The 26,553-nt window shown below is 73.5% G+C and carries 29 protein-coding genes; 17 read left to right on the top strand and 12 right to left on the bottom strand.

The features are described from left to right. Nucleotides 1-58 precede the first annotated feature (58 nt). On the top strand, nt 59-793 hold the full coding sequence (locus ACFP3R_RS19175; protein WP_380637602.1) for a potassium channel family protein: 735 nt from the start codon (nt 59-61) through the stop codon (nt 791-793). Here the strand turns inward: ACFP3R_RS19175 and ACFP3R_RS19170 are convergent. Together ACFP3R_RS19170 and ACFP3R_RS19165 are read right to left on the bottom strand one after the other, a co-directional pair. Continuing rightward, on the bottom strand, nt 770-1,345 hold the full coding sequence (locus ACFP3R_RS19170) for an HAD family hydrolase (RefSeq protein ID WP_380637601.1): 576 nt from the start codon (nt 1,343-1,345) through the stop codon (nt 770-772). The two genes, ACFP3R_RS19175 and ACFP3R_RS19170, sit on opposite strands and share 24 nt — an antisense overlap. Before the next feature lies 1 nt (nt 1,346). Continuing rightward, nucleotides 1,347-2,366, bottom strand: coding sequence for a threonine aldolase family protein (locus tag ACFP3R_RS19165; RefSeq protein ID WP_380637600.1), 1,020 nt, complete (start codon nt 2,364-2,366; stop codon nt 1,347-1,349). Nucleotides 2,367-2,519: 153 nt separating this feature from the next. Here ACFP3R_RS19165 and ACFP3R_RS19160 point away from each other — a divergent pair, with 153 nt between their 5' ends. The 7 genes from ACFP3R_RS19160 to purB all read left to right on the top strand — a co-directional run bounded on the left by ACFP3R_RS19160 (nt 2,520) and on the right by purB (nt 7,699). Further along, nucleotides 2,520-3,038, top strand: a complete 519-nt coding sequence (locus ACFP3R_RS19160) for a SigE family RNA polymerase sigma factor (RefSeq protein ID WP_380637599.1) — start codon at nt 2,520-2,522, stop codon at nt 3,036-3,038. A gap of 17 nt (nt 3,039-3,055) precedes the next feature. Continuing rightward, on the top strand, nt 3,056-3,802 hold the full coding sequence (locus tag ACFP3R_RS19155) for a hypothetical protein (RefSeq protein WP_380637598.1): 747 nt from the start codon (nt 3,056-3,058) through the stop codon (nt 3,800-3,802). A 49-nt stretch (nt 3,803-3,851) separates the two neighbouring features. After that, nucleotides 3,852-4,175, top strand: a complete 324-nt coding sequence (locus ACFP3R_RS19150) for a DMT family transporter (protein ID WP_380637597.1) — start codon at nt 3,852-3,854, stop codon at nt 4,173-4,175. Nucleotides 4,176-4,188: 13 nt separating this feature from the next. Then, nucleotides 4,189-4,773 (top strand): TetR/AcrR family transcriptional regulator, encoded by a 585-nt coding sequence (locus tag ACFP3R_RS19145; RefSeq protein WP_380637596.1) that lies wholly within the window; start codon nt 4,189-4,191, stop codon nt 4,771-4,773. Between the two features lie 45 nt (nt 4,774-4,818). Beyond that, nucleotides 4,819-5,349: an RNA polymerase sigma factor gene (locus ACFP3R_RS19140; RefSeq protein WP_380637595.1), complete on the top strand. Its 531-nt coding sequence runs from the start codon at nt 4,819-4,821 to the stop codon at nt 5,347-5,349. After that, the gene (locus ACFP3R_RS19135; protein WP_380637594.1) at nt 5,346-6,188 is read left to right on the top strand and encodes a hypothetical protein; all 843 of its coding nucleotides are present in this window, start codon (nt 5,346-5,348) and stop codon (nt 6,186-6,188) included. Before ACFP3R_RS19140 ends, ACFP3R_RS19135 begins: the two co-directional genes overlap by 4 nt. Before the next feature lie 77 nt (nt 6,189-6,265). Beyond that, nucleotides 6,266-7,699, top strand: a complete 1,434-nt coding sequence (purB, locus tag ACFP3R_RS19130; protein ID WP_380637593.1) for an adenylosuccinate lyase — start codon at nt 6,266-6,268, stop codon at nt 7,697-7,699. A 37-nt stretch (nt 7,700-7,736) separates the two neighbouring features. On the opposite strand, the gene ACFP3R_RS19125 is transcribed toward purB, so the two are convergent. The 4 genes from ACFP3R_RS19125 to ACFP3R_RS19110 form a co-directional block, all read right to left on the bottom strand. Further along, nucleotides 7,737-8,174: a hypothetical protein gene (locus tag ACFP3R_RS19125; protein WP_380637592.1), complete on the bottom strand. Its 438-nt coding sequence runs from the start codon at nt 8,172-8,174 to the stop codon at nt 7,737-7,739. A 255-nt stretch (nt 8,175-8,429) separates the two neighbouring features. Beyond that, entirely contained in the window at nt 8,430-9,167 is a 738-nt protein-coding gene (locus ACFP3R_RS19120) for an amino acid ABC transporter ATP-binding protein (protein ID WP_380637591.1), read from the bottom strand. A gap of 26 nt (nt 9,168-9,193) precedes the next feature. Then, complete coding sequence (locus ACFP3R_RS19115) at nt 9,194-10,024, bottom strand: amino acid ABC transporter permease (RefSeq protein ID WP_380637590.1); 831 nt, start codon at nt 10,022-10,024, stop codon at nt 9,194-9,196. After that, complete coding sequence (locus ACFP3R_RS19110) at nt 10,021-10,872, bottom strand: ABC transporter substrate-binding protein (RefSeq protein WP_380637589.1); 852 nt, start codon at nt 10,870-10,872, stop codon at nt 10,021-10,023. Before ACFP3R_RS19110 ends, ACFP3R_RS19115 begins: the two co-directional genes overlap by 4 nt. A gap of 62 nt (nt 10,873-10,934) precedes the next feature. Between ACFP3R_RS19110 and ACFP3R_RS19105 the strand changes: the two genes are divergently transcribed. Then, a complete protein-coding gene (locus ACFP3R_RS19105) occupies nt 10,935-11,828 on the top strand; it encodes a phosphoribosylaminoimidazolesuccinocarboxamide synthase (RefSeq protein ID WP_380637588.1) in 894 nt (297 codons plus the stop codon). A 106-nt stretch (nt 11,829-11,934) separates the two neighbouring features. After that, a complete protein-coding gene (locus ACFP3R_RS19100; protein WP_380637587.1) occupies nt 11,935-12,645 on the top strand; it encodes a DUF2334 domain-containing protein in 711 nt (236 codons plus the stop codon). Here ACFP3R_RS19100 and ACFP3R_RS19095 read toward each other — a convergent pair. Together ACFP3R_RS19095 and ACFP3R_RS19090 are read right to left on the bottom strand one after the other, a co-directional pair. Then, nucleotides 12,567-13,178: an MBL fold metallo-hydrolase gene (locus ACFP3R_RS19095; RefSeq protein ID WP_380637586.1), complete on the bottom strand. Its 612-nt coding sequence runs from the start codon at nt 13,176-13,178 to the stop codon at nt 12,567-12,569. The genes ACFP3R_RS19100 and ACFP3R_RS19095 overlap by 79 nt on opposite strands. Nucleotides 13,179-13,215: 37 nt before the next feature. Then, nucleotides 13,216-14,187 carry an NAD-dependent epimerase/dehydratase family protein gene (locus ACFP3R_RS19090; RefSeq protein ID WP_380637585.1) on the bottom strand — a complete coding sequence of 324 codons (972 nt, stop codon included), beginning with the start codon at nt 14,185-14,187 and terminating at the stop codon, nt 13,216-13,218. Nucleotides 14,188-14,312: 125 nt separating this feature from the next. On the opposite strand from ACFP3R_RS19090, the gene ACFP3R_RS19085 reads away from it, so the two are divergent. The 4 genes from ACFP3R_RS19085 to purL all read left to right on the top strand — a co-directional run bounded on the left by ACFP3R_RS19085 (nt 14,313) and on the right by purL (nt 18,295). Further along, nucleotides 14,313-14,840 carry a hypothetical protein gene (locus tag ACFP3R_RS19085; protein ID WP_380637584.1) on the top strand — a complete coding sequence of 176 codons (528 nt, stop codon included), beginning with the start codon at nt 14,313-14,315 and terminating at the stop codon, nt 14,838-14,840. Nucleotides 14,841-15,075: 235 nt separating this feature from the next. Next, entirely contained in the window at nt 15,076-15,315 is a 240-nt protein-coding gene (gene purS / locus ACFP3R_RS19080) for a phosphoribosylformylglycinamidine synthase subunit PurS (RefSeq protein WP_033428368.1), read from the top strand. Further along, on the top strand, nt 15,312-16,034 hold the full coding sequence (purQ, locus tag ACFP3R_RS19075; RefSeq protein WP_380637583.1) for a phosphoribosylformylglycinamidine synthase subunit PurQ: 723 nt from the start codon (nt 15,312-15,314) through the stop codon (nt 16,032-16,034). Before purS ends, purQ begins: the two co-directional genes overlap by 4 nt. Then, nucleotides 16,034-18,295 carry a phosphoribosylformylglycinamidine synthase subunit PurL gene (gene purL / locus ACFP3R_RS19070; protein ID WP_380637582.1) on the top strand — a complete coding sequence of 754 codons (2,262 nt, stop codon included), beginning with the start codon at nt 16,034-16,036 and terminating at the stop codon, nt 18,293-18,295. Before purQ ends, purL begins: the two co-directional genes overlap by 1 nt. Nucleotides 18,296-18,342: 47 nt before the next feature. Here the strand turns inward: purL and ACFP3R_RS19065 are convergent, their stop codons facing one another. Then, on the bottom strand, nt 18,343-19,149 hold the full coding sequence (locus ACFP3R_RS19065; protein ID WP_380637581.1) for a lysozyme: 807 nt from the start codon (nt 19,147-19,149) through the stop codon (nt 18,343-18,345). 278 nt (nt 19,150-19,427) lie between these two features. Continuing rightward, nucleotides 19,428-20,273, bottom strand: coding sequence for an aldo/keto reductase (locus tag ACFP3R_RS19060; protein ID WP_380637580.1), 846 nt, complete (start codon nt 20,271-20,273; stop codon nt 19,428-19,430). A 106-nt stretch (nt 20,274-20,379) separates the two neighbouring features. Here ACFP3R_RS19060 and ACFP3R_RS19055 point away from each other — a divergent pair, with 106 nt between their 5' ends. Then, nucleotides 20,380-21,261 (top strand): LysR family transcriptional regulator, encoded by an 882-nt coding sequence (locus ACFP3R_RS19055; protein WP_380637579.1) that lies wholly within the window; start codon nt 20,380-20,382, stop codon nt 21,259-21,261. On the opposite strand, the gene ACFP3R_RS19050 is transcribed toward ACFP3R_RS19055, so the two are convergent. Together ACFP3R_RS19050 and ACFP3R_RS19045 are read right to left on the bottom strand one after the other, a co-directional pair. After that, complete coding sequence (locus tag ACFP3R_RS19050) at nt 21,208-22,194, bottom strand: pentapeptide repeat-containing protein (protein ID WP_380637578.1); 987 nt, start codon at nt 22,192-22,194, stop codon at nt 21,208-21,210. The genes ACFP3R_RS19055 and ACFP3R_RS19050 overlap by 54 nt on opposite strands. Further along, entirely contained in the window at nt 22,194-23,291 is a 1,098-nt protein-coding gene (locus ACFP3R_RS19045) for a pentapeptide repeat-containing protein (protein WP_380637577.1), read from the bottom strand. Before ACFP3R_RS19045 ends, ACFP3R_RS19050 begins: the two co-directional genes overlap by 1 nt. A gap of 145 nt (nt 23,292-23,436) precedes the next feature. On the opposite strand from ACFP3R_RS19045, the gene ACFP3R_RS19040 reads away from it, so the two are divergent. Together ACFP3R_RS19040 and ACFP3R_RS19035 are read left to right on the top strand one after the other, a co-directional pair. Further along, nucleotides 23,437-24,258, top strand: a complete 822-nt coding sequence (locus ACFP3R_RS19040; protein WP_380637576.1) for an SAM-dependent methyltransferase — start codon at nt 23,437-23,439, stop codon at nt 24,256-24,258. A gap of 106 nt (nt 24,259-24,364) precedes the next feature. Then, a complete protein-coding gene (locus tag ACFP3R_RS19035; protein ID WP_380637575.1) occupies nt 24,365-26,527 on the top strand; it encodes a putative bifunctional diguanylate cyclase/phosphodiesterase in 2,163 nt (720 codons plus the stop codon). The last annotated feature ends 26 nt before the right edge of the window (nt 26,528-26,553 follow it).

The following is a 26,553-nucleotide window of genomic DNA, read 5'->3' as shown; positions in this document are numbered from 1 at the left end:
GGAACACCGGGAGCGCCGGGCACTGGGAAAACCGGGGTCCGGCGCTCACCACGGGGCGGTGTTCCGGACCGATGAACGCCGCCTCGACCAGTGGGAACGCCGCGTCGAGTGGCCGCTGACGTGCCTGGCCGCGCTGTTCCTGGCCGCCTACGCCTGGCAGGTCCTCGACGACCGCTCCACCCCCGGCCTGCACGGCGTGCTGGAGGCCGTCCTCCGGGCGGTGTGGCTCGTGTTCGCGGTGGACTACGCGGTCCGCCTCAAGCCGGCCGTCGACAAGCGCCGGTTCTTCACCGCCCACCTGTTCGACCTGGTCGCGGTGCTGCTGCCGGCGGTCCGCGTGCTGCGCCTGCTCACCGTCCTCAAGCTGCTCAACCGCCGGTTCGCGGGCCGGGTCCGGCAGCGCATCGGGGTGTACGTCGCGGGCGTCACGGTGCTGGTCGGCGCGTGCGCCTCGCTGGCCGTGCTGGACGCCGAACGCCACCACCCCGACGCCACCATCACTACTTTCGGTGACGCCGCGTGGTGGACGCTCACCACGATCTCCACCGTCGGTTACGGCGACCGCTACCCCGTCACCTGGGAGGGGCGACTGGTCGCCGCCCTGCTGATGGTCGGCGGCATCGCGCTGCTCGGCGTCATCACCGGCACCACCGCGTCCTGGCTGGTGGAGCGGCTGAGCGGGGTCGAGGGGTCGGTTGCCGAGGCTGAGCGGGCGACGCTGGCCGAGCTCCGCCCGGTCAAGGCGGAGCTGGCCGCGCTGCGCGCCGAGCTAGAGCACCGTCCGGGCGTGTGAGCTGCCGCTCCACAGCACGCCCCGCAGCCCCGCCGCGTTCGCGCCGTCCACGTTGACCTGCCGGTCGTCGAAGAACACGCAGTCGGCCGGGTCCGCCCCGAGCCGCTGCGCCAGCGCCGCGAAGATCCGCGGGTCCGGCTTGGCCACGCCCAGGTCGCCGGAGAACACCAGGTGCCGGAAGTGCCCGGCCCAGGGCTCGCGCTCGGCCACCCGCGCGAACGGCACCGGCGCGTTGGACAGCAGCGCCAGCGGCACCCCGGCCGTCGCCAGCTCCTCGATGAGCTCCACCGCGCCGGGGTCCGGCAGCAGCCACCCGCGCACGTCCACGTCGGTGAGCAGGCGCGCCAGCTCCTCGTCCACCTCCGCGCCCACCGCCGCGCCGACGGCCCGCCAGTACTCCAGGTCGGGCTGCCCGCGGTCGTAGTCGTCGCGCGCCGTCCAGTACCCGCGCTCGAAGTCCGCCAGGGGCACGCCGAGCAGGCCGGCCAGCTCCGGCAGCGCCCCGGTCGGCCGCGAGATCACCTCGCCGTAGTCGAACACCACCCAGCGCACGTCAGCTCACCGATCCGATCCGGCGCAGCGCCTCGGCCACGTCCTCGTCCCCAACGTCACGATGCGTCACGAAGCGCACCTTGCCTCCCATCGGTCCGGCGAACACGCCCAGGTGACGCAGACCGTTCAGCGTCACCTCCAGGTCCGGCACGCCGGCCAGCACGATGTTGGTCTCCGGCTCGTCCACCTGCCACCCGAGCTCGGTCAGGCCGGCGGCCAGGACCTTCGCGTTGGCGTGGTCCCGGGCCAGGTCGTCGACGCGCCCGAGCGCGACCAGGCCCGCCGCGGCCAGCACGCCGCCCTGCCGGACGCCGCCGCCGAGCATCTTGCGCACCCGCCGCGCCTCGGCCACGAACGTCGTCGTCCCGGCCACCACCGACCCGACCGGCGCGCCCAGCCCCTTCGACAGGCACACCTGCACCGTGTCCACGCCGACCGCCAGCGCCGCGGGCGGCAGCCCGAGCGCCACGGCCGCGTTCCACAGCCGGGCGCCGTCCAGGTGCACCCTCAGCCCGGTCTCCTTGGCCGCCGACACCAGCAGCGCGTGCTGGTCCGGCTGGGTCACCGAGCCGCCCGCCGAGTTGTGCGTGTTCTCCAGGCACAGCAGCGCCGTGCGCAGCGTGTAGTACGGCCCGGACACGCCCGCCGCCGCGCGCACCGCGTTCGCCGACACCCGTCCGGGGCCCTCGTCGCACTCGATCGGGGAAGGCATGCCGCCCGCGAGCCACGCGGCCGTGCCCAGCTCGCTGTCCAGCACGTGCGCGCCGCGCGGGGCCAGGAACCGGTCGCCCGGCCGCAGGTGCGTGATCAGCGCGATCAGGTTGCCCATCGACCCCGAGGGCACCCACAGCGCCGCGTCCACGCCCAGCAGCTCCGCGACGCGGTCCTCCAGCAACCGCATCGTGGGGTCGTGGTCGAGCACGTCGTCGGCGACCTCGGCACCCGCCATCGCGAGTCTCATGGCCTCGTCCGGCTGGGTGACGGTGTCGGAGCGGAAGTCCAGGGGTGCGTACTCGGTCACGAACGGATCACATCACACCGGGCAAGACCTGACCCGGTCGAGTCGGCGGTACCACGATGGGGGGTGACGCAGGTCTCGTCGGACCGGCGTGCAACCGTTGTCCGCACCGGTTCCGTCCGGTAGGTGCAAGCACGACGAGCGGAGAGAGTCCGCGTGGATCAGCACGACGAGCAGGAGTTCGCGGAGTACTTCGCCGCTCGCCGGGAGGCCGTGCGCCGAACGGCGTTCCTGCTGTGCGGTGACTGGCACCGGGCGGACGACTTCGCGCAGACCGCGTTCGTCGCGTTGCACCGCAGGTGGCGCAAGGTCCGGGACAAGGGAGCCCTGGACGCCTACGTCCGCCGGAGCCTGGTGCGCGCGGTGATCGACGAGTCGCGCCGGCCGTGGCGGCGGGAGCGCTTCGTGGACCAGGTCCCGGAGACGCCCACCGGCGACGGCGAGGTGGCGGACTCGGTGGCCACGCGCGAAGCCCTGGTCGCGGGCTTGAAGCGGGTGCCGCCGCGGCAGCGCGCGGTGCTCGTGCTCAGGTTCCTGGAGGGCCTGGACGTCGCCGCGGCCGCGGCGACGCTCGGGTGCTCCGAGGGGACCGTGAAGAGCCAGACCTCCCGGGGTCTGGAGGCCCTGCGCACGGCGCTGGGCGACACGATCGACGACTTGCGGCCCGCGTCGTGAGCAGGGGGTGGAGGTAGGTGGACGAGCAGCAGTTGGCGGAGCTGTTCCGCGACGCCGCGCGCGACGCGCCGCCCGCGTCCTTCGACGTCACGGGCGTGCGGTCGGCGTCGGCGCGGGCGACCGCGCGACGGCGGTCCGCGCTGGCGCTCGGCTCCAGCCTCGTCGTCGTGCTCGCGCTCGGCGGGGTGGTCGTGAACACCGCGTCGCCGGAGTCGTCGAGCGACACCGCCGCGGTGGGTTCCGCCGAGGGCGCGTCGTCCCCTAACGTCAGCACCTTCGGCGTCCCGGAGTTGGCGCCGGACGAAGCGTCACCGGACCGCAACGGCGGCCTGCCGCCCAAGAGCATCCCCGAGGACCCGCCCACGCAGGGGGGCGAGCTCTCGGGGAGTGCCGACCGCTCGACGGTCGGAAGCACCCCGAAGGGGTGCGAAGAGGTGGACCGGGAGCTCGCCGTCGCCCTCGCCGACGAGCTCCCGGTCGCCCGCGGCCTCACCCCCGCGCCCGCCGCGGCGAGCTGTCCGCCGGGTGCCCGGGGCGCGAGCTACCTGCTGCGCGACGGCGCCGTGACCGGCACGGTGTCGGTGGTGCTCACCCCGCCCGGCGAGCTGCCGCCGTCCTTCGACGAGAACACGCTGTCGGAGACCGCGAGCGTGTCCGGCGGCGGGGAGCTGCACGTGCTCAGCCGGCCGGCGGAGGGCTCGGCGGTCGTGCCCTTCGCCACCCAGCTGCCCGGCCTGGCGCAGCAGCTGGCGAGCCGCTTCTGAGGCACCCCCACTTTTGGTACGCTGGTACCAGAATCTGGAGGTGGTCGGGGTGGCGTGGTTCGTGCTCATCGTGTCCGGTTTCTTCGAGGCCGCGTGGGCGGTGTCGCTGAAGCTGTCGAACGGTTTCACCCGACCGTGGTGGGTGCTGTCGTTCGCGGTCACCGCGCTGATCAGCTTCGCCGGCCTCGCCTGGGCGATGAAGCAGCTGCCCGCCGGGCCCGCGTACGCGGCGTGGACCGGCATCGGCGCCGCGCTCACCGCCGTCGTCGGCATGGTCTGGCTGGGTGACGGCGTCTCGACGCTGAAGCTGGTCTCGCTCGGTCTGATCGTCAGCGGTGTCATCGGCCTCAACCTGGCCGGTGGCGGGCACTAGTACCTTTTCAGCAATGACAGCCGCAACCCCGAAGGGCGAACGCCGGCGCCAGGCGCTGGTCGAAGCCGCCGCCGCGCTGCTGGTGTCGGGCGGGTTCGACGCGGTCCGGCACCGCGCCGTGGCCGAGCGCGCGGGCCTGCCGCTGGCGTCCACCACCTACTACTTCGACTCGCTGGACGAGCTGGTCACGGCCGCGCTGGAGTTCCACGGCACGGCCGAGCTGGCCTACGGCAAGGCCCGCCTGGCCGAGCTGGAGCCCGACGAGTGCGGCGGCGACGCGTTCGTGGACCTGGTGCTGGACCTGCTGCTCGGGCCCGTCGGCGAGGGCGACGCGGAGGCGGTGCTGCTGCGCTACGAGCGCCTGGTCGCCACCGGGCGGCGGCCCTACCTGCGGCCGCTGATGCGCGAGCTGTCCGGCGAGCTGCACGCCCTGCTGCTCGACATCTTCGCCAAGGCCGGGAACCCGGTCGGCCGGGAACGCGTCGAGGAGCTGATCGCCCTCGTCGACGGCGCCGTGGTCAACGCCCTGATCGAGGTCAGCCCCGATCCCCGCGCGGCCGCCCGCCGGATGCTCGCGAAAGCCATGCAACCCCGCTGACCCCTCACCGCGTTCTAAAGAGCGGAGGGTGGGGGAGGGGATCAGATGCGAGAGGCCGACGAGCAGGGCTTTCGCGAGTTCGCGGTGCGGCAGGCCGCCGCGCTGCGGCGCACCGCGTACCTGTTCTGCGGCGACTGGCACATGGCCGAGGACCTGATGCAGGCGAGCCTGCTCAAGCTCTACCAGGCGTGGCACCGGATCGAGTGGCAGGACAGCGCGTCCGCGTACGCCCGCAAGGTGCTGCTGCGCACGTGGCTGGACGAGAAGCGCAGGCCGTGGCGGCGGGCGGAGCAGCGCGACGGCGAGGTGCCCGACGTGGCGGACGCGGCGGCCGACCCGGAGCGGGCGGGCGAGCAGCTGTGGGCGCGCGACCTCGTGCACGCGGCGCTGCTGCGGGTGCCGCCGCGGCAGCGCGCCGTGCTCGTGCTGCGGTACTTCGAGGACCTGCCGGTGAACGAGGTGGCGGTGCTGATGGGGTGCTCCGAGGGCACGGTCAAGAGCCAGACGGCGCGGGGGCTCGTGGCGCTGCGCACCGCCGTCGAGCGGCTGGAGCGGGGGGCGGTGGTCGCGTCGTGAGCGAGGCGGAGCTGAGGGAGGGCCTGCGGGCCGCGGTCGGGGACGAGCCGCCGCTGCACTTCGACCCCGACGAGCTGATCCGCCGCGGTCGCCACGAGCGCAAGCGGCGGCGCGCCCTGATCGCGGTGGGCGTGGCCACGCTCGCCCTGACCGGGACGGTGCTGTCCCTGCCCGGCCTGCTCGCGGCGCGGCCGGGGGCCGGTCCGCCGGGGATCGACGCGGCGGCGGCGCCGGTGCTGACGACCACGGTGGAGCCGGCGGTGACCGCCCCGACGCCCGCGCCGCTGCCCGCGCCGCTGTCCGCGCCGCTGTCCGCGCCGCTGTCCGCGTTGCAGGCCCCGCCCCCGGTCACCCACCTGGCCGCCGCGTCACCCGCGGACCTGAGACTGCTGGCGGACTACGCGTCCCAGCGGGTCGTCGGGGTGGTGCCGACCGCGAAGGTCCTGCGGGCCGAGTTCGCCGGGCCCCGTGACCAGGAGCGGCCCGGGTACGTGACCGGGTACGTGCAGTTCGTCGACGAGCAGGGGGTGAGCAGGGTGACCGCCCAGCTCAGCGCGCCGCCGCTGCTGGTGACGCGGAAGCGGTTCTGCGCCGACTTCGAGTGCGCGGAGGCGCGCACGCTGACGGACGGCAGCCACCTGGAGTTCGCCACGCTGGTCGAGCCGGACGGCAGGCGGCTCACCTACTCGGTCGCACACTTCCGCACCGATGGCTCGGTGGTGCAGATGAGCGCCTACAACAACGACCCCGTGGACGGCAGCCGGGTGCGTGGAACGGTGTCGCTGAACGGCGACCAGCTCGCGAAGCTCGCCACCGACCCGGGTTTCAGCGGGTGGTGAGGGCGGGGGCGGGGCGGTGACGGCGGGGTGCCCGGCCCGCCGACCGGTCGCCCCCGGCCGCGAAATATGCTGGTCACGTGACGGTCAAGCCCCGCATCGCCAATGTCCTCGCCGGTCGCTACGCCTCCACCGAGCTGGTCACCCTGTGGTCCGCCGAGCACAAGATCGTGCTGGAGCGGCAGCTGTGGCTCGCGGTGCTGCGGGCGCAGGCCGAGCTGGGCGTCGACGTGCCCGCGCAGGCCGTGGCGGACTACGAGCGGGTGATCGACCAGGTCGACCTGGCGTCCATCGCCGAGCGCGAGCGCGTCACCCGGCACGACGTGAAGGCGCGCATCGAGGAGTTCAACGCCCTCGCCGGCCACGAGCACGTGCACAAGGGCATGACCTCGCGCGACCTGACCGAGAACGTCGAGCAGCTCCAGGTGCTGCGCTCCCTGGAGTACGTGCGCGGCAAGACCGCCGCCGTCCTCGCCCGGCTCGCGCGCCGCGCCGCCGAGCACGCCGACCTGGTCGTGGCGGGCCGCTCGCACAACGTCGCCGCCCAGGCCACCACCCTCGGCAAGCGCTTCGCCACCGCCGCCGACGAGGTGCTGGTGGCCTTCCGGCGGCTGGACGAGCTGATCGCGCGCTACCCGCTGCGCGGCGTCAAGGGCCCGGTCGGCACCGCCCAGGACATGCTCGACCTGCTCGGCGGCGACCGGGACAAGCTCGTCGGGCTGGAGCGCGCCGTCGCCGGGCACCTGGGCTTCGAGCGGGTGCTGACCAGCGTCGGCCAGGTCTACCCGCGCTCGCTCGACTTCGACGTGGTGTCGTGCCTGGTGCAGCTGGCGGCGGGCCCGTCCTCGCTGGCCAGGACCATCCGGCTGATGGCGGGCCACGAGCTGGTCACCGAGGGCTTCAAGCCCGGCCAGGTGGGCTCCAGCGCGATGCCGCACAAGATGAACACCCGGTCGTGCGAGCGGGTCAACGGCTTCGCGGTCATCCTGCGCGGCCACCTGTCGATGGTCGGCGAACTGGCCGGCGACCAGTGGAACGAGGGCGACGTGTCGTGCTCGGTGGTGCGCCGGGTCGCGCTGCCGGACGCGTTCTTCGCGCTGGACGGGCTGCTGGAGACGTTCCTCACCGTGCTCGACGAGTTCGGCGCCTACCCGGCGGTGGTGGCGCGCGAACTGGACCGCTACCTGCCGTTCCTGGCCACGACGAAGGTGCTGATGGCGGCGGTGCGGGCGGGCGTGGGCCGGGAGACCGCGCACGAGGCGATCAAGGAGCACGCGGTGGCCGTGGCGCTGGCGATGCGCGAGGAGGGGAAGGCCGGGAACGACCTGCTGGACCGGCTGGCCGCCGACCCGCGCCTGCCGCTGGACCGGGCGGCCCTGGACGGCCTGCTGGCCGACCGGCTGTCGTTCACCGGGGTGGCGGAGCAGCAGGTCGCCGAGGTGGTGCGGCAGGTGGAGGACGTGCTGACCGCGTACCCGACCGCGGTGGGCTACGCGCCGGAGCCGATCCTCTGACCCGCGGTTCCCGGGCGGAAGCCGACGAACCCCCTGGTCAGTCCGCCCTCTCCCACCGCAGCCAACCGCGGCGCCCGTGCTGGCACACCAGCGGCTTTCCGGTGGGGTCCACCGCGGCGGCCCCCCGCTCGTCGCAGGGGAAGCCCTCGAACGCCACCTCGTCGAGCTCCGGCGGTGCCGTGGTCGGCACGGTCGTCGGCTCGGGCGGCGGCGCCGGCTGGATCGGCGCGGGAGCGGGCGGTGGCGGGGGTGGCGGCTCGGTCGTGGCCGCGACCGTGGTCGGCGGCGTCGTGACCCGCGGCCGGACGGAGATGCTCGCTACCGCCGGCACGGAGGTCGCGGGCGCGGAGCTGGCGGTCGTCGGCACGACGACCGGCTCCGGCGCCGCCGTCGGCTTGCCGCACGCCCCCGTGAGCAGCAGGGCGAGCGCGCCGGTCGCCGCGGCGGGGGCGGTGAGGGCCTTCCGGTGAACCACGTCGAGCAGGGTAGGCGGCTCTCGGCCGGTAGCCCAAGTGGCCTCTCTCGATCGGCCCGACGACGCACACCCCCTGTGGTCCTGACGACGCACACGCGCGGCGGTCCCGACGACGCGCACCCTTGGTGGTCCCGACGACGCACACGCGCGGCGGTCCCGACGACGCGCACCCCTGGTGGTCCTGACGACGCACACCCGCGGTGGTCCCGACGACGCACCCTCCGGCGGTCCCGACGACGCGCACCCCCGGTGCCCCTACAGCCTGCCCGCGTCGATGATCCGCTTCAGGAACTGCCGCGTGCGCGGGTGCCGAGGCTCCCCCAACACCTGCTCGGGCGGCCCGGACTCCACCACCCCGCCGGCGTCCAGGAACACCACCCGGTCGGCGACCTGGCGCGCGAAACCCATCTCGTGGGTGGCCATCAGGATGGTCCGCCCCTGCGCCGCCAGCTCCCTGACCAGCTGCAACACCTCGCCCACCAGCTCTGGGTCCAGCGCGCTGGTGATCTCGTCCAGCAGCAGCAACCGGGGCGAGTACGCCAGCGCCCGCGCGATCGCGACCCGCTGCTGCTGCCCGCCGGACAGCCGCTCGGGGTAGCTGCCCGCCCGGTCGGCCAGCCCGACCCGCGCCAGCAGCTCGCGGCCCCGCCGCTCGGCGTCGGCCCGCGGCACGCCGTGCACCACGCGCGGCGCCAGGGTGACGTTGTCCAGCACGCTCATGTGCGGGAACAGGTTGAACGCCTGGAACACGACGCCCATGCCGCGCCGGGCCACGTCGGCGTCCACCCTCGGGTCGGACACGTCCACGCCGTCGAGCAGCACCTGGCCGTCGTCCAGCTCCTCCAGCAGGTTCACGCACCGCAGCAGGGTCGACTTGCCCGAACCCGACGACCCGATCAGGGCGACCACCTCGTGCTCGTGCACGTCGAGGTCGATCCCGTCGAGCACCGCGCGGTCCCCGTAGCGCTTGACCAGCCCGCGCACGGAGAGCACCGGGCCGGGCGTCGGCGCCCCGGGGGTCACCGGTCGCCCCGGCGGCGGTCCACCCGCCTGCCGACGGCGTCGGCGAACCGCGCCGTGGGCACCGCGAGCAGCACGAACAGCAGCCCCGCCACCACGTACGGGGTGAAGTTGAACGCCCGCGACTGCTCGATCTGCGCCGCCCGCACCGCGTCCACCGCGCCCAGCACGGAGATCAGCCCGCAGTCCTTCTGCAACGCCACGAAGTCGTTCAGCAGCGCCGGCATGACCCGCCGCACCGCCTGCGGCAGCACCACCAGCCGCAGCGTCTTGCGCGGGCCCAGGCCCAGCGACCGGGCCGCCGCCACCTGCGACGGGTGGACCGACTCGATCCCGGCGCGGAACACCTCGGCCACGTAGGCGGTGTAGGCGAGCACCAGGGCCACCCCGCCGAGCACCACGTGGTCGTTGGGCACGCCGGTCAGCCGCAGCGCGGGCAGCCCGAACCCGACCAGGTACAGCAGGATGATCAGCGGCAGGCCGCGGAACAGGTCCACGTACACCGTGGCCAGCACCCGCAGCGGGAACCACACGGGGCCGCGCAGCGTGCGCAGCGCCGCCACGACCAGTGCCAGCACCAGGATCGCCGCGCCGCACACCACCAGCACCCGGAGGTTGAGCCACAGCCCCTCCAGGATCGCGGGCAGCGACCGCCACGCGGTCCCCGGGTCGAAGAACGACCGCTGCACGCGCGGCCAGCCCGGCGCCCCCGTCACGGTCACCCACGCGACCCCCGCGAACACCGCCGTCGACAGCAGCGCGACCAGGGTGGAGCGCCGGGCGCGGGAACGCCGGTAGGCGAGGCGTTCCCGCTGGAGCTCGCTGATCACCTCAGCTCGGGCGCCGTGCCCGCGGACGCCAGCCACTCCCGCTCGATCTCGGCCAGCGTGCCGTCGGCCCGCAGGTTCTCCACCGCCGTGGACACGCACGCGGTCAGCGGGCTGCCCTTGTCCAGCACGATGCCGAACTGCTCGGGCTTGCCGTCGCCGGGCGGGACCTGGCCGACGATCACCCCGTCCTCCAGCTCCGCGGAGGTGATGAAGAACGCCGTCGGCAGGTCCACCACCAGCGCGTCGACCTGCCCGGCGCGCAGGGCGGCCTTGGCGTCGTCGTTGGTGTTGTAGACCGCCACGTCCTGCTCGGGCTGGAGCCGCTGCGCCGCGTCGAGGCTGGTGGTGCCGACCTGCGCGCCGATCTTCACCGACTTCAGCTCCGCGAGCGTCGTCACCGACGCCGCCTTCGACGACTCCAGCGTGATCACGGCCTGGTCCACGTCGTAGTACGGCGCGGAGAAGTCGACGGCCTGCTTGCGCTCCTCGGTGATGGAGAACTCGGTGAGGTTCGCGTCGTAGGTCTTCCTGCCCGGCTGGATGGCGGCGTTGAACGGCACCCGCGTCCACACCACGTCCTCGCGGGCGTAGCCGAGCTCCTCGGCCAGGGCGTAGGCGGTCGCGGACTCGAAGCCCTTGCCGTTGGTGGGGTCGTCGTCCACGAACCACGGCTCGTACACGGGCTGGTCCGTGCCGAACGTGATCTTGCCCGCGGTCAGCGTCGCCAGGTTCTCCTTCGTGCAGTCCACGCCGTCGACCTGGTTGGAGGGCTGCGTGGTCTCGTCGGCGGGGGCGCAGGCGACGGCGAGGGCGGCGATCACGCTGAGCATCAGTCCGGGTGCGCGCATGGGGGGCATCTTGCCGCAGGCGGGAAGGGGGGCCCACGGAGCGGGACAAGTAGGCTTCGGCCGTGCCCAAGCTCGACGACTACCGGTTGGTCGCCACCGGCAAGGTCCGCCAGGTCCACCAGGTGGACGACGACCTGCTGCTGTTCGTGGCGTCGGACCGGATCTCCGCCTACGACCACGTGCTCGTCACCGAGATCCCCGACAAGGGGAGGGTGCTGACCGCGATGAGCGTGTTCTGGTTCGAGCGGTTCGCGGACCTGGCGCCGAACCACCTCGTGGCGTGGGACGACCCGCGCATCCCCGACGAGGTGCGCGGCCGGGCGCTGCTGGTGCGCAGGCTGGACATGGTGCAGGTGGAGTGCGTCGCGCGCGGCTACCTGACCGGGTCGGGCATGGCCGAGTACCGGCAGGGCGGCTCGGTGTGCGGCGTGGAGCTGCCCGCCGGGCTGGTCGAGGCGTCCGAGCTGGTGCCGCCGATCTTCACCCCGGCGACGAAGGCGCAGGTCGGGGAGCACGACGAGAACGTGTCGTTCGCCGAGGTGGAGGCGCGCGTCGGGGCGGGGCTCGCCGGTCGGCTGCGGGACGCGACGCTGGCCGTGTACGGCGCGGCGCGGGAGTTCGCGCGGACGCGCGGGGTGGTCCTGGCGGACACGAAGTTCGAGTTCGGCCTGGACGCCTCGGGCGCGCTGGTGCTCGGGGACGAGGTGCTGACCCCCGACTCGTCGCGCTACTGGCCCGCGGACACCTACGAGCCGGGGCGCGTGCAGCCGTCGTTCGACAAGCAGTACGTCCGGGACTGGCTGACCTCGCCGGAGTCCGGGTGGGACCGCGCGTCCGACACCCCGCCGCCCCCGCTGCCCGACGACGTGGTCGCCGCCACCCGAGCCCGCTACGTCGAGGCGTACGAGCGGATCACCGGGCTGTCGTTCGCGGACTGGCCGTCGCCCGGGAGGTGACCGGGGCGGTGACCCGGGCGGCCACCGGGCACAGTTCGCCGGATCCGCACCGGGGCGTCACCTCGCGGACGGGCGGACGACACGCCGGTGCGGCGCACTGGTCCCCGTGCGCACCCACCTCGTGGTCTCGCTGTCCGGCATCGGGCCCAGCACGCTCGCCCGGTGCGCCGACCTGGCCGACCGGCTCGACCGGCGGCACGTGCCGCTGTCGCTGCTGCTGGCGCCCGGCCGGGCGCCCGGACCGGCCCTGACCTGGGTCCGCGACCGCGTCGCCGCCGGTGACGCGCTCCTGCTGCACGGCTTCGACCACGCGCCCGACCCGGCGCACCGGGCCGGGGTGGGGCGCAGGCGCGCCGAGTTCGCCGCGCTGTCCGCCCACGAGGCGGGCCTGCGGCTGGTGGCCGCCCGGACCGCGCTGGCCCGGCTCGGCCTGCGCACGGACCTGTTCGCGCCGCCGGACTGGCTCGCCTCGCCCGGCACGCTGGTCGCGCTGGGCAGGCACCGGTTCGCGGTGTGCGCGGACCTGGCGGGCGTGCACGACCTGCGCACCGGCGACGTGCGGCCCGGTCGGGTGCGCATGGTCGGCGGGCACCGGGGCCAGCCGCTCGGCGCCGGCCGGGCGGCGCGGCGCGGCGGGCTGGTGCGGCTGGGCGTGGACGCGGCGTCGCTCGACCGGCTGGGACCGGCGCTGCTGGCGGCCGTGGACCTGGTCCTGAGCCACGGCGCCGCGCCCGTCACCTACAGCTCGATCCCCTCGCCCCGGGTGGGCACGACCACCTCGACGCCCGCCGGCGCGGTGCCGGTCAGGACCCGGTAGTAGACCTCGGTCCGGGCCAGGAGCGCCTCGTGCACCGGCACGGCCCTGCGCGGCGACACCGCGGCCAGGAAGTCCGCCGCGTCGGACACCTTCATCCACGGCGCGGCGGTCGGCAGCGCCAGCACGTCCACGCGCTGCGCGGGCACGGTCAGCGAGTCGCCCGGGTGGTAGAACGCGCCGTGGTCGACCAGGTAGCCGACGTTCGCGGGCACCGGCAGGTCCCGGTGGATCACCTCGTGCGGCGCGTCCAGGACGTGGACGGTCGAGCCGGCGACCTCCAGCACGTCGCCGGGCGCGACCCGGGTGGCGCCGTCGAGGTCGAACGGCGCGAACAGCGGGGCGCCCGGGTTGGCCGCGCGCAGGCCGGGCAGCCGGTCGGCGTCCAGGTGGTCGAGGTGCTCGTGCGTGACCAGGATCGCGTCGAGCCCGGTGACCTGCTCGAAACCGCTGGAGAAGGTGCCCGGGTCGAACAGCAGCCGCGCGCCGCCGGTGCCGACGAGCAGGCAGGAATGTCCGAAGTGGACGATGTGCATGGCGGGTGCTCCTCTCGCCCCACCGTTCTACACCGGCTCAGCCGACCGCGCGCAGCAGCTCCTCCTCGACCCGCGGGGGCAGCCCGGCCCGCCGCTCGCGGTCGAGGCCCAGCTCGCGCTCGTGGGCGAGGGTGTCGCGCGCGGTCTCCGAGGTGGGCCGGGTGCGCAGCCCGGCGGCCAGTGCCGGACCCGCGTCGCGGAACATCAGCGCCCGGTGGGTGGCGGGCAGCCACAGGGGCAGCGAGCGCGGGCCCGCCCACGGCGCGACCTCGTGCCGCCGCAGGACCTCCTCGGGCACGCGCGCCAGCTCGGTGCCCGGCGGCGCGACCGCGCCCGCGATCTCGCCGAGGACCAGCGCGAGCGGGACGGCCGGGCCGATGGCGTCGTAGGTGCCGGTGACGCGCTGCTCGGCCGCGTCCACCACCCAGGCGGCCAGGTCGCGGACGTCGACGTGCTGGGCGGGCTGGTCGGTCGCGTCCGGGACCGCCACGCGACCGCCCCGGGACAGGCGGTTGGGCCAGTAGCCGAAGCGGTCGCTCCGGTCGCCGGGGCCGGTGATCAGGCCCGCGCGGACGATGAACGCCCGGTCGCCGCGCGCGTCGCGGACGGCGTTCTCGCTGGCCACCTTGATAGCGCCGTAGCGGTCGGGCGACCGGGGCGCCCCGGCGTCGTCCTCCAGCGGGTCGAGCGTGCGGGTGCCGCCGGGGGTGGTGTGGTCGGCGTAGACGGAGCAGCTGGAGATGAACGTCCAGTGGTCCGCGCCGACGGACCGCAGGGCGTCGCGGACCCAGGTGACGGACATGGTCGCCACGTCGACCACGGCGTCGAAGTGCTCGCCGGCCAGGGGGCCCAGGCCCGCGTCGCGGTCGACCGGCACGTGGACGGCGCCGTCGGGTGCGGAGCCGGACTCGCCGCGCGCCGCGCACACCACCTCGTGGCCGCGCCGCACCGCCTCGGCCGCCGTCGCCCTGCCGAGGAAGACCGTGCCGCCCAGCACCAGGATGCGCATGATCCCCACAGTAGGGCCGGGAACGGCCGGGATCCGCGGGTACGCCGATGGCGAACAGGGCGAACACACGTTCGGGTGGACTTGGTGCAGGTCGGCCTTTCGGGTGCCGATGCACGGCCGTGGCCGTGCAAGCTTTTGTCGACGAATCCCGCCGAGGGGACACCTACCTGCTCGCCGCCGCCGTGGTCGAGCTGCCGAACCTGAGCCGCCTGCGAACGCGGGTGCGCGGACTGCTGCTGCCCGGTCAGCGGGAAGTGCACTTCAGGAGGGAGAACACGGCGCGCCGCAAGTTCGTCCTGGCCCGGTTGGCGGAGTTCGGCGCGCGGGTGGACATCTACCGCACCGACTGCCGTGCGAACGAGGAACGCGCCAGGCAGAAGTGCCTGATCCGCCTGGTCGACGATCTGCTGGACGTCGAGGGGAGGAGGCTGGTCCTCGACACCCGCGACGAGCGGAACAAGCACGACCTGCTGACCATCCGCACCGCGCTCGGCAAGCGCGCACGCGACTCCCACCTGCTCTACGAGCACGCCGACAGCGCGTGGGAGCCGTTGTTGTGGATCGCGGACATGGTCGTGGGGTGCTACGGCCTGGGCGGCGATTGGGCGCGTCGGACCGCGCCCATGATCGGATCGGTCCAGCGCCTCGATTAACCCCTGAAAAGGCGCGAACACGGCCGACATCCGTCCGGATGCGGACCGTGCTCACTTCCTCGGCTTACGGGCCTCGGCTGACACCAGATTACCAGGAACCCCTTTCGAACCGCCTGGTCACGATCGGGTGAACCTGGCTGAACGTGTGCCCCCCACCACGCGCCAACTTGATGAACACCCAGCTCAGGTACCCTTCCCGCGTACCGCCACCCCTCCGACCTTGGAGCAGCCTGTCGTGGCCCGAGTCGTCGTCGACGTCATGCCGAAGCCCGAAATCCTCGACCCCCAGGGACAGGCGGTGGCCAACGCGCTGCCCCGCCTCGGGTTCGACGGAATCACCAGTGTCCGCCAGGGCAAGCACTTCGAGCTGGAGGTCGCCGACGACGTCGACGACGCCACGCTCGCCAAGATCGCCGAGACGTTCCTCGCCAACCCCGTGATCGAGGACTGGGTCGTGAGGCGGGTCGAGGCATGAGGGTCGGCGTCATCACCTTCCCCGGCACGCTGGACGACGTCGACGCGGCGCGCGCGGTCCGCTACGCGGGCGGGGAGGCGGTCCCCCTCTGGCACGCCGACCGCGACCTCGGGGGCGTCGACGCGGTCATCGTGCCCGGCGGCTTCTCCTACGGCGACTACCTGCGCTGCGGCGCCATCGCCCGGTTCGCCCCGGTGATGCAGGAGGTCGTCGACGCGGCGAACAAGGGCATGCCGGTGCTCGGCATCTGCAACGGCTTCCAGATCCTGTGCGAGGCCCACCTGCTGCCCGGCGCGCTGGTCCGCAACGCCAAGCTGCACTTCGTGTGCCGCGACCAGTGGCTTCGGGTCGAGAACAACCGGACCGCCTGGTCCACCCGGTACGAGGAGGGCGCCGAGATCCTCGTACCGCTCAAGTCCGGCGAGGGCGGCTACCAGGCCGACCAGCGGACCCTCGACGAGCTGGAGGGCGAGGGCCGCGTGGTGTTCCGCTACGTCGTCGACCAGCACCGGCCGGACGCGGCCGGTGGGGATCGCAACCGCTACGTCGGCGAGAACCCGAACGGCTCGCGCAACGACATCGCGGGCATCACCAGCGCCAACGGCCGGGTGGTCGGCCTCATGCCGCACCCCGAGCACGCGATCGACGCGCTCACCGGCCCGACCGACGACGGCCTGGGCATGTTCCTGTCCCTGGTGGACTCGGTGGTGACCGCCTGATGACCGTCGACACCGTCGCCAACGCCGAGAACACGCCCGACCAGGAGCAGCCCTACAAGGAGCTGGGCCTGAAGGACGACGAGTACGCCCGCATCAAGGAGATCCTGGGCCGCCGGCCCACGGACGCCGAGCTGGCCGTGTACTCGGTGATGTGGAGCGAGCACTGCTCCTACAAGTCGTCCAAGGTGCACCTGAAGTACTTCTCCGACACCACCACCGACGAGATGCGCGCCAAGATGCTCGCGGGCATCGGCGAGAACGCGGGCGTGGTGGACGTCGGCGACGGCTGGGCGGTCACGTTCAAGGCCGAGAGCCACAACCACCCGTCCTACGTCGAGCCCTACCAGGGCGCGGCCACGGGCGTCGGCGGCATCGTGCGCGACATCCTCGCGATGGGCGCCCGCCCGCTGGCCGTGATGGACCCGCTGCGGTTCGGCCCGGCCGACGCGCCGGACACGCGCCGCGTGCTGCCCGGGATCGTGGCCGGCGTCGGCGGCTACGGCAACTGCCTGGGCCTGCCGAACATCGGCGGCGAGGTCGTGTTCGACGCGACCTACGCGGGCAACCCGCTGGTCAACGCCCTGTGCGTGGGTGCGATGCGGGTCGAGGACCTGCACCTGGCGCACGCCTCGGGCACCGGCAACAAGGTGGTCCTGTTCGGCGCGCGCACCGGCCTCGACGGCATCGGCGGCGTGTCCGTGCTGGCCAGCGAGACCTTCGACGACACCGCGGGCAAGCGCAAGAAGCTGCCCAGCGTCCAGGTCGGCGACCCGTTCACCGAGAAGGTGCTCATCGAGTGCTGCCTGGAGCTGTTCGCCCAGCGCATCGTGGTCGGCATCCAGGACCTCGGCGGCGCGGGGCTGGCGTGCGCGACCTCGGAGCTGGCCAGCGCCGGTGACGGCGGTATGCGCGTCCACCTGGAGCGGGTGCCGCTGCGCGCCACCGGCATGACGCCGGCGGAGATCCTGTCCAGCGAGTCGCAGGAGCGCATGTGCGCGGTCGTGCGGCCCGAGGACATGGACGCGTTCATGGCGGTCTGCGCGAAGTGGGACGTCATCGCCACCGAGATCGGCGAGGTCACCGAGGGCGACCGGCTCGTCATCACCTGGCACGACGAGGTCGTGCTGGACGTCCCGCCGCGCACGGTCGCGCACGAGGGCCCGGTGTACCACCGGCCGATCGAGCGCCCGGCCGACCAGGACGCACTCCAGGCCGACACGCCGGACCGGCTGGCCAGGCCCGCCCGGGACGAGCTGCTGGAGCTGGTCAAGACCATGGCCGCGTCGCCGAACCTGGCGTCGAGGCGGTGGGTCACCCAGCAGTACGACCGGTACGTGCGCGGCGGCACGGTGCTCGCCCAGCCGTCCGACGCGGGCATGATCCGCATCGACGAGTCGACGCACCGGGGCGTGGCCCTGGCCACCGACTGCAACGGCCGCTACACCAGGCTCGACCCGTACGCGGGCGCGCGGCTGGCGCTGGCCGAGGCGTACCGGAACGTCGCCACCTCGGGCGCCACACCGGTCGCGGTGACCAACTGCCTGAACTTCGGCTCGCCGGAGGACCCGGCGGTGATGTGGCAGTTCGAGCAGGCGGTGAAGGGCCTCGCGGACGGCTGCGTCGAGCTGGGCATCCCGGTGACCGGCGGAAACGTCAGCTTCTACAACCAGACCGGCGCCACGGCGATCCTGCCGACGCCGGTGGTGGGCGTGCTGGGCGTGATCGACGACGTCCGCCGCCGCATCCCGACCGGGATCGGCGCGGAGGCGGGCGAGACGCTGCTGCTGCTGGGCGAGACGCGCGAGGAGTTCGGCGGCTCGGAGTGGGCGCACGTGATCCACGGCCACCTGGGCGGCCTGCCGCCGAGGGTGGACCTGGCCCGCGAGAAGCTGCTGGGCGAGGTGCTGGTGGCGGGTTCGCGCGACGGGATGCTGTCCGCCGCGCACGACCTGTCCGACGGCGGCCTGGCGCAGGCGCTGGTGGAAACCTGCCTGATCGGCGAGGTGGGCGCCCGGGTGTTCCTGGAGGGCGACCTGTTCACCGAGCTGTTCAGCGAGTCCACCGCCCGCGTGCTGGTGGCCGTGCCGCGCACGGAGGAACTGCGGTTCACCGACATGTGCACCGCGCGCGGCCTGCCGTGGCGCAAGGTCGGCGTGGTGGACCCGGAGTCCGACGCGCTGGAGGTCCAGGACCTGGGCCGCCTGCCGCTGGCGGAGCTGCGCGAGGCGTGGGAGGGCACCCTCCCGGCGCTGTTCGACTGAGGACCGGGGTCGGCCGGGTGCCTCGCGCACCCGGCCGACCGGGTCGTTCAGCCGGTGGCCAGCGCCTGCAACCGGTCGTAGGCGCCGTTGAACTGGTTCTGGTCGATCGGCGTGGACGAGTACTGCCAGATCGTGTGGACCGGCCAGGCGAACGGCAGCGTGCCGACCGCCGACGAGTAGCGCGCCACCCACAGCGGGTTGGTGGAGCTGAAGTCCCCGCTCACGCACTGGTCCCACCAGCTGGTGGACGTGTAGATGACGGGCCAGCGGCCGGTGCGGGCGTGGTAGCGGTCGCTGAACGACTTGACCCACGCGGTCATGCTCGCCCTGGACAGCCCGTAGCAGGTCGCGCCGTACGGGTTGTACTCCATGTCCAGCGCGCCGGGCAGGGTCCGGCCGTCGGGGGACCAGCCGCCGCCGTTGTTGACGAAGTAGTCGGCCTGGGCGGCGCCGGTGGAGCGGTCGGGCAGCGCGAAGTGGTACGCGCCGCGGATCATGCCGACGTTGTACGAGCCGTTGTACTGCTGGGCGAAGTAGGGGTTGCGGTAGCCGGTGCTCTCGGTCGCCTTGACGTAGGCGAACCGCTTGCCGAGGCCCCACCAGTGGTTCCAGTCGACGTTGCCCTGGTGGCCGCTCACGTCGATGCCGTACACGACGGCCTCGGTGCCGGGGTCGGTGGGGATCACGACGCGTGCCGAACCTCCCTCGTGCTTGCGGATCTGCGAGCCCATGGCGTGGTCCCCGGTGGTGCGGTCCTCGGTGGCGGGGGCGGCCCAGGCGGTGGCGGCCGAACCGGACAGCACCAGCCCCACGCAGGTCAGCAGTGCTGTGGCGGAGCGTGCGAAGGTGTTCATCGGGACTCCTGGAGCCAGTGCAGGGGGTTGACTCGTTGGGCAGTGTGAGGCACGGCCAACCGGATCACCAGGGTTCTCGTTAATCGGTCACGAAAACGGAGCAGTCCGGGTCCGGGCCGCGTGGCGCGGCCGCCGGACCCGGACGGCTCTGGTGCGTCCGGGGTGGCTCAGATCGTCGTCCCGATCGCCCGATCCCGCCATTCGGAGGTCACCCGGTGGTGATCGCCCCGCCGGGAGCACCCGCCGGGGAGCACCCCTCCGGGAGTTCCCGCCGGGGATCACCCGTCGAGCCGGCGCAGCTCCTCCTCGCTCAGCTCCAGGTGCACCGCGTCGGCCGAGTCGGCGATGCTCGCGGGCCGCGACGCGCCCGGGATCGGCACCACCTGCGGCGCCTTGGCGAGCATCCACGCCAGGCACACCTGCTGCGGGCTCACCCCGTGCGCCGCGCCGACCTCCGCGAACGCCGAGAACTCCTGGCCCAGCCGCCCGGCCGCGCTGATGCCGCCCAGCGGGCTCCACGGCAGGAACGCGACGTCCAGCTCCGCGCACAGCTCCAGTTCCGGCTCGCTGGAGCGGAACGCGGGCGAGAACTGGTTCTGCACGCTCGCCAGCCGCCCACCCAGCACCTCGACGGCCTCGCGGATCTGCGCCGGGTCGAAGTTGGACACGCCCGCGAGCCGGATCTTGCCCTCGTCCAGCAGCTCGGCCAGCGCGCCGACGGACTCGGCGGTCGGCACGTCCGGGTCGGGCCGGTGGAACTGGTAGAGGTCGATGGCGTCCACCCCGAGCCGCCGCAGCGACGCCTCGCAGGCGGCCTTCAGGTACTCGGGCCTCCCGTTGAGGGCCCAGTCGCCGTCGGCGGTGCGGGTGTGGCCGCCCTTGGTGGCGACCAGGACCCCGTCCACGCCCTTGAGCGCCTCGGCGATCAGCTCCTCGTTGTGCCCGAAGTCGCTGTCGTCGGCGGAGTAGGCGTCCGCCGTGTCGATCAGGGTCACGCCCCGGTCGACGGCCGTGCGGATGGTCTCGACGGCGCGGGCCCGATCGGGCCGGCCGGCCAGCGACATGGGCATCCCGCCCAGGCCGATGGCGCTGACCTCGACCCCGCCGATGCGGCGAGTGAGCATCGTGACGTACCTCCCTGTTGGTTCCCCTCCCACCCAGCTTGGGCCGACGGCATTAAGCTGTCCAACAGAAGGACCTGATGCCATTCAGCAGTACGGGTGATGAATCGTGGAACTGCGGCAGCTGGAGTACTTCGTGGCCGTGGCCGAGGAGTGCCACTTCACCCGCGCGGCCCGGCGGATGCACGTCGCCCAATCAGGTCTGTCCGCGTCCATCCGGGCGCTGGAGGTCGAGCTGGGCGCGCCGCTGTTCGTGCGCAGCACGCGGCAGGTGGAGCTGACCCAGGCCGGGCGGGCGCTGCTGGCCGAGGCGCGCCGGGCGCTGGGCACGATCGACGCGGCGCGGGACGCGGTGGCGGCCGTCCAGGGGCTGCTGCGCGGCGAGCTGTCCGTGGGCGGCGTCCAGTGCCTGCACGGCGTGCACCTGCCGGCCGTGCTGGCGCGGTTCCACGAGCTGCACCCCGGTGTGGAGCTGCGGTTGCGGCAGGCCGGGTCGGGCGAGCTGGTGGAGCTGGTGCGCGCGGGCCGGCTGGACGTCGCGTTCGTCACGGCCGGTCACGTCGCGGATGACCTGGAGGTGTCGACCCTGTCCACCGAACCGCTGGTGTTGGCGTGCGCGCCCGAGCTGCCGTTCGCGGAGCGCGAGTCGGTGCAGCTGGCCGAGCTGGCGGGTCAGCCGTTCGTGGATTTCAACCCGGACTGGGGGACGCGGGACCAGGTGGACCGCGCCCTGGCCACCGCCGGGGTGGACCGCCGGGTCGCGGTCGAGGTCAACGACGTGCACTCGCTGCTCGACTTCGTCGGCTTCGGCCTCGGCGTGGCGCTGGTGCCCCGCTCGTTCGCGGCGAAGAAGACCAGGGCCCGGTTCGTGGAGGTGGTGGACGCGCCGGTGGCCGAGACCGCGGTGGTCACCCCGTCGGCGGTCGGCGCGGCCGCGTCAGTCCTGCTGGACATGGTCCTCGACGGCGGCGGGCTTCCCGTCGCCGGTTAGCGGCCACCCGGCGGGGGTGTTGCGGAACGCGGTGCCCTCCCGCACGTCGAGGCTGCCGACCAGGCCCTCCGGCGGCAGCTCGGGGAAGTGCAGGAACGTGCCCGCGGTCGCGCCGGTGAGCGTGAGGCCCCGCTTGAAGTCGGCGTCCTGGAACGAGATGCCGCCGTGGAACCGCCCGTCCTCGAAGTCCACCCGTCCGTGGAAGGTGCCGCCGGAGAACAGGGCCGGCTGGGCGAGGGTGACCCCCCGGAACGCGGTGATGCCGTAGAACTGGGCGCGCCGGGCCACGAGCCGGCCGAACCGGCGGCCCTCCAGCCGGAAGTGCACGAGCCTGGCCCCGCTCAGGTCCAGCTGGTAGCGGGTCTCGTCCGGGTTCGAGCCCCACGGGAGCAGGTCGGTGATCAGCCGCTGCGCGGTCCGCCGGACGGTCATCTCCCGCTCCTGCTCGGCGGTGACCTCCCGGTCCTCCGCCGGCCGGTCCTCCGCCGGCTCGCGGAAGTACGCCTGGTCGGGGTCCTCGGGCTTCCTGGCCAGCGCCGGGTGCTCGAAGGGCCGCCGCAGGTAGGCGCACAGCACGTCCAGCACGGTCTGCTTGTAGCGCTGGTTGGTCGTCGCCAGGTTGGCCAGCACGTGCATCGCGCCCACCCGGACCTGGTCGGCCTCGTTGCCCAGCAGCTCCACGGCCTTGGCGAACCGCTCGTCGGCGGTCTTCTCGCTCTCCAGCTCGTGCCGGGCCTCCTCGACGCGCCGCCGCCGGTCGTTGAGCCACAGCGCGTACAGCGCCACCACCGCGCCGCCCGCCAGCGCCCCGGTCTTGATCGCCTCGGCCTTCGGCTGCCTCGGGTCGACCAGCAGCAGGGTCGCCGTGGTGGCGACCGTGACCAGCACCGCGGCGAGCACGCTCACCGCCAGCAACCACCGCCCGCGCCCCATCAGCTCCTCACCAGGCCCGTGCCCGCCTCGACCACCCAGCCGTCGGGCAGGTGGTTCTCGTGCCCGGTGGACACGTACATGCCGATCGTGCGGGCGACCGGCGGTTCGACCGGGCGCAGGTCGAGCGACCGGGTGAACCTGGTCCCCTCGAAATCTATCGACCGGGTGAACGTCGCACCCCCGAAGTCGACCGGCCCGTCGAACCGCGCCCCGGCGAACTTGGTGGGCCCGAGGAACCTCGTGCGCGAGAAGTCGACCCGCTCCCCGGCCGGCACCAGGAAGCGGCTGAACCACGCCTTGCCGTGGAAGGCCATGTCGTGCAGGTACAGGCGCCCGGTGCTGCACGAGTCGGTGAACCACGCGCTGCCGTGGACGGTCGTGTGGTGGAACGAGTTCGACCGGTGCAGGCGCGCGGCGCGCAGCACGAGGTTGTTGACCTGGCGGTGCGAGATGTCGAAGTACTCCAGGTAGGCCCGGGTCAGGTCGAGGTCGTAGCGCGGCGCGTCGGCGGCGGCGTCGTGGGGCAGCAGCTCGGTGATCAGCCGCTGGGCGGTGAGCCGGACCTCGAACTCGCGCTCGTCCTTCGCCTCGTCCCCGGCGAGGAACGGCCGCCGCAGGTAGGCGCACAGCACGTCGAGCACGGTCTGGGCGTACTCCGGGCGGGACCGCGCCAGGCCGGCCAGGGCGTGCATCGCGCCCACCCGCACCTGCTCCGCCTCGTGGCCGAGCAGTTCCACCGATCGGGCGAACCGCTCGTCGGCGACCCGCGACCGGTCGTGCTCGGCGCGGGCGTTCTCCAGGACCTGCCGCTCGCTGTCCAGTTCGTGCCGCGCCTCGTCGGTCCGCCGCCGGCGGTCGTTGAGCCACAGCGCGTACAGGGCGATCACCGCGCCGCCCGCGAGCCCGCCGGTCTTGATCGCCTCGTGCTTCGGCGCGGTCGCGTCCACCGCGAACATCCACCCGGCGACCAGCGCGAACGCCCCGATCGAGCCCACCAGCGTGGGCGGCAGGAAGCTCCTGCGCCGCCGGTGCTGCACCACGAGCAGCACCACCGCCGCCACCGACACGGCCGCGCCCGCGATCCACAGGTACCCCACGAGGACGTCATTCTTCCCGGTGAACGGGCTCGGTGGGACGAGATCCGGGGACGAGTGCGGCAGGACGGTGTGACAACCCACCGGATTGGCCCATGATGTGGGGGTCACCACAACGGTGGGGAACCGACAGCGTCTAGGAGTGCGTGTGGACAGCGTGGAACGGCCGACCTGGGCGCCGGGCGACATCGACCTGAGCAGACCCAGCATCGCGCGGGTCTACGACTACTGGCTGGGCGGCGCCCACAACTTCGCGGTCGACCGGGCCGTGGCCGACAAGACCCTGGCCGACGCGCCGGTGATCAAGGAGGTGGTGCTCAACCACCGCGCCTTCCTGCGCCGGGCCGTGCGCTACCTGCTCGACCAGGGCGTCCGCCAGTTCCTCGACCTGGGCTCGGGCATCCCGACCGTGGGCAACGTGCACGAGATCGCCCAGGCCACCGACCCGACCGCGCGCGTGGTGTACGTGGACGTGGACCCGGTCGCGGTCGCGCACAGCCGGGCCATCCTCACCGGGAACGACCTGGTCACCGTGCTCCAGCGGGACGTGCGCAACGCGGAGTCGGTGCTCGGCGCGCCCGAGGTGCGGGGCCTGCTCGACTTCGACCGGCCGATCGGCGTGCTGATGGTCGCGCTGCTGCACTTCGTGCCGGACGACGAGGACCCGCAGGGCATCGTGGCCGCCTACCGGGACGCGATCCCGGCCGGCAGCTACCTGGCGATCTCGCACGTCGGGTACGAGGAGGGCGACTGGGACCCGGCGTGGGACCGGGCCACCGGCACCTACAACCGGGGCGTCACCCAGCTGGTGTGGCGGCGCGGGCACGAGGTGGAGGCCCTGTTCAAGGGGTTCGACCTGGTGGAGCCGGGGGTGGCGCGGCTGCCGCTGTGGCACCCGGAGTCGCCGGACGACGTGGGCGAGGACGCCGCCAGGTTCGTCAGCTTCGGCGCGGTGGGGCGGAAGTCCTGATGGCGGCGGGGGAGGGGGCCCGCCCGGGGGAGGTGCGCCGGCGGATCTGTCGACCGCGCACCGCGAGCGGCCGTATCCTCTGCGTTGTGGCGGCAGGCCGGCGGACATGACGGAACAGGTTGACCATCGGGTGGCGGCACCAGGCCGATCGAACCTCGACCCCGCCGTCCAGGCGGGGGCCGAGTCGTTCGCCCGGACCTGGGCCACCGCGGTCATCGGCAGCAGCTACGTGCCGATGACCCGGGCCGAGGTCGCCGAACACCTCCAGGCGCTCACCGAGGTGCTGGTGCACGCGCTGCACGCCAGCCCGTTCCGCACCGCGCCCGGCTACGAGATCGGCGCGCGCCTGGTCGAGGCCCACTTCACCGGCACCGACACGCTCGGCCGCACCGTGCAGCTGCTCGGCGACGACCTGCTCGCCGAGCTGGGCGTGCCGCGCGACGAGCTGATGCGCTCCCGGCTGGCGGCGCTCCAGGGCGCGCTGTCCGCCGGGTACGCCCGCGCGCTGCGCGAGCGGACGCTGGCCGAGCAGGAGGCGATCCGCGCGGCCGTGCTGGACGCCCGCGACCAGGCCGAGGCCGCGCTGCGGGCGTCGGAGGCGCGGTTCCGGGCGATGTTCACCGACGCCGCGATCGGCATCGGCATCGCCGACATCGAGGGCCGCATCCTGGACGTGAACCAGGCGTTGCAGGACATGCTCGGGTTCAGCGTCGAGGAGATGCGGCAGTACAACATCCGCGACCTGATGCACCCGGAGGACGGCGGCACGGTCTGGCGGCTGTACGACCAGCTCACCGCGGGCGAGTGCGACCACTACCGGGCCGAGAAGCGGTTCCGCCGGGCCGACGGCGAGCAGGTGTGGACGCACCTGACCCTGTCGCTGGTGCGCGACGACCACGGCGAGCCGCAGTACCAGGTGGCGATGATCGAGGACGTCACCGACCGCCACCTGCTCCAGAACCGGCTGCGCTACCAGGCGCTGCACGACCCGCTGACCGGCCTGCCCAACCGGGCGCTGTTCCTGGAGCGGCTGGGCCGGGTGTTCAACAACCGCCACAGCCGCCGGGCCGGCCTGTGCTACCTGGACCTGGACGGGTTCAAGGTGATCAACGACAGCCTGGGCCACGACATCGGCGACCGGCTGCTGGTCGAGGTGGGCCGCCGGCTGGACCTGTCGGTGTCCGGCGAGGGCAAGCTCGTGGCGCGCATGGGCGGCGACGAGTTCGTGATCCTGGTCGAGGGCTCGCGGGACACCCAGGACATCATCGCGGTGGCCGACCGCGTGCTGCGGGAGCTGGAGTCCCCGATCCGCATCGGCGGGCACGAGCTGACCGTGTCGGCGTCGATCGGCATCGTCGAGCGCGCCCTGTCCGGCACCACCGCGGCCGACCTGATGCGGGACGCGGACATCACGCTGTACTGGGCGAAGGCGGACGGCAAGTCGCGCTGGGCGCTGTACGACCCGGAGCGCAACGCCAAGGAGGTCGCCCGCTTCACCCTGTCCGCGACCATGCCGGCGGCGCTGGAGCGCGACGAGTTCTACGTGGACTACCAGCCGCTGGTGCGGTTGGAGGACAGCACGATCGTGGGCGTGGAGGCGCTGGTCCGCTGGCAGCACCCGGAGTTCGGGCGGCTGGCGCCGGACCGGTTCATCGAGCTGGCCGAGGAGACCGGCCTGATCGTGCCGCTGGGCCGGTGGGTGCTGCGCAAGGCGTGCGAGCAGGCGCGCCGCTGGTTCGAGGCGTTCGGCGACTCCGCGCCGTTCGTGTCGGTCAACCTGGCGGTGCGGCAGTCGCGCGACCCCGAGCTGGTGCGGGACGTGAAGCGGATCCTCGACGAGTGCGCGCTGCCGCCGCACCACCTCCAGCTGGAGCTGACCGAGAGCGCCATCATGGGCACCGCGGACGAGCCGCTGGAGGCGCTGCGGGCGCTGTCGGACATGGGCGTGCGGATCGCGATCGACGACTTCGGCACCGGGTACTCGAACCTGGCGTACCTCAAGCACCTGCCCGTGCACGAGCTGAAGATCGCGGGTTCGTTCATGGAAGGGCTGCGGGCGGCGGACGAGGAGGACGCGGTGGACGCCCAGATCGTCTCCACGCTGGTCCAGCTGGCCCACGCGCTCCGGCTCGGCGTCACCGCGGAGGGCGTGGAGACCCCGGCCCAGGCCAAGCGCCTGCACCGGATCGGCTGCGACACGGGCCAGGGCTGGTTCTTCGCCAAGCCGATGAAGCCCGAGGAGATCGAGGAGCTGCTCGGGCGCAGCTGACCGCCGTCGCGGTTGATCGTCCTGTG

Source organism: Saccharothrix lopnurensis (genome assembly GCF_042658445.1).
Classification (GTDB): Bacteria; Actinomycetota; Actinomycetes; order Mycobacteriales; family Pseudonocardiaceae; genus Actinosynnema; species Actinosynnema lopnurensis.
Note: the sequence above shows the minus strand (reverse complement) of the source record. Positions and strands in the feature narration are given on the sequence as shown.

Excerpts from the sequence above, each read along its gene's own strand:
- ACFP3R_RS19145 (WP_380637596.1), top strand. The coding sequence starts at position 4,189 with ATGACAGCCGCAACCCCGAAGGGCGAACGCCGGCGCCAGGCGCTGGTC.
- ACFP3R_RS19140 (WP_380637595.1), top strand. The coding sequence starts at position 4,819 with ATGCGAGAGGCCGACGAGCAGGGCTTTCGCGAGTTCGCGGTGCGGCAG.
- ACFP3R_RS19110 (WP_380637589.1), bottom strand. The coding sequence starts at position 10,872 with ATGCGCGCACCCGGACTGATGCTCAGCGTGATCGCCGCCCTCGCCGTC.
- ACFP3R_RS19095 (WP_380637586.1), bottom strand. The coding sequence starts at position 13,178 with ATGCACATCGTCCACTTCGGACATTCCTGCCTGCTCGTCGGCACCGGC.
- ACFP3R_RS19090 (WP_380637585.1), bottom strand. The coding sequence starts at position 14,187 with ATGCGCATCCTGGTGCTGGGCGGCACGGTCTTCCTCGGCAGGGCGACG.
- purQ (WP_380637583.1), top strand. The coding sequence starts at position 15,312 with ATGAGGGTCGGCGTCATCACCTTCCCCGGCACGCTGGACGACGTCGAC.
- purL (WP_380637582.1), top strand. The coding sequence starts at position 16,034 with ATGACCGTCGACACCGTCGCCAACGCCGAGAACACGCCCGACCAGGAG.
- ACFP3R_RS19065 (WP_380637581.1), bottom strand. The coding sequence starts at position 19,149 with ATGAACACCTTCGCACGCTCCGCCACAGCACTGCTGACCTGCGTGGGG.
- ACFP3R_RS19060 (WP_380637580.1), bottom strand. The coding sequence starts at position 20,273 with ATGCTCACTCGCCGCATCGGCGGGGTCGAGGTCAGCGCCATCGGCCTG.
- ACFP3R_RS19050 (WP_380637578.1), bottom strand. The coding sequence starts at position 22,194 with ATGGGGCGCGGGCGGTGGTTGCTGGCGGTGAGCGTGCTCGCCGCGGTG.
- ACFP3R_RS19035 (WP_380637575.1), top strand. The coding sequence starts at position 24,365 with ATGACGGAACAGGTTGACCATCGGGTGGCGGCACCAGGCCGATCGAAC.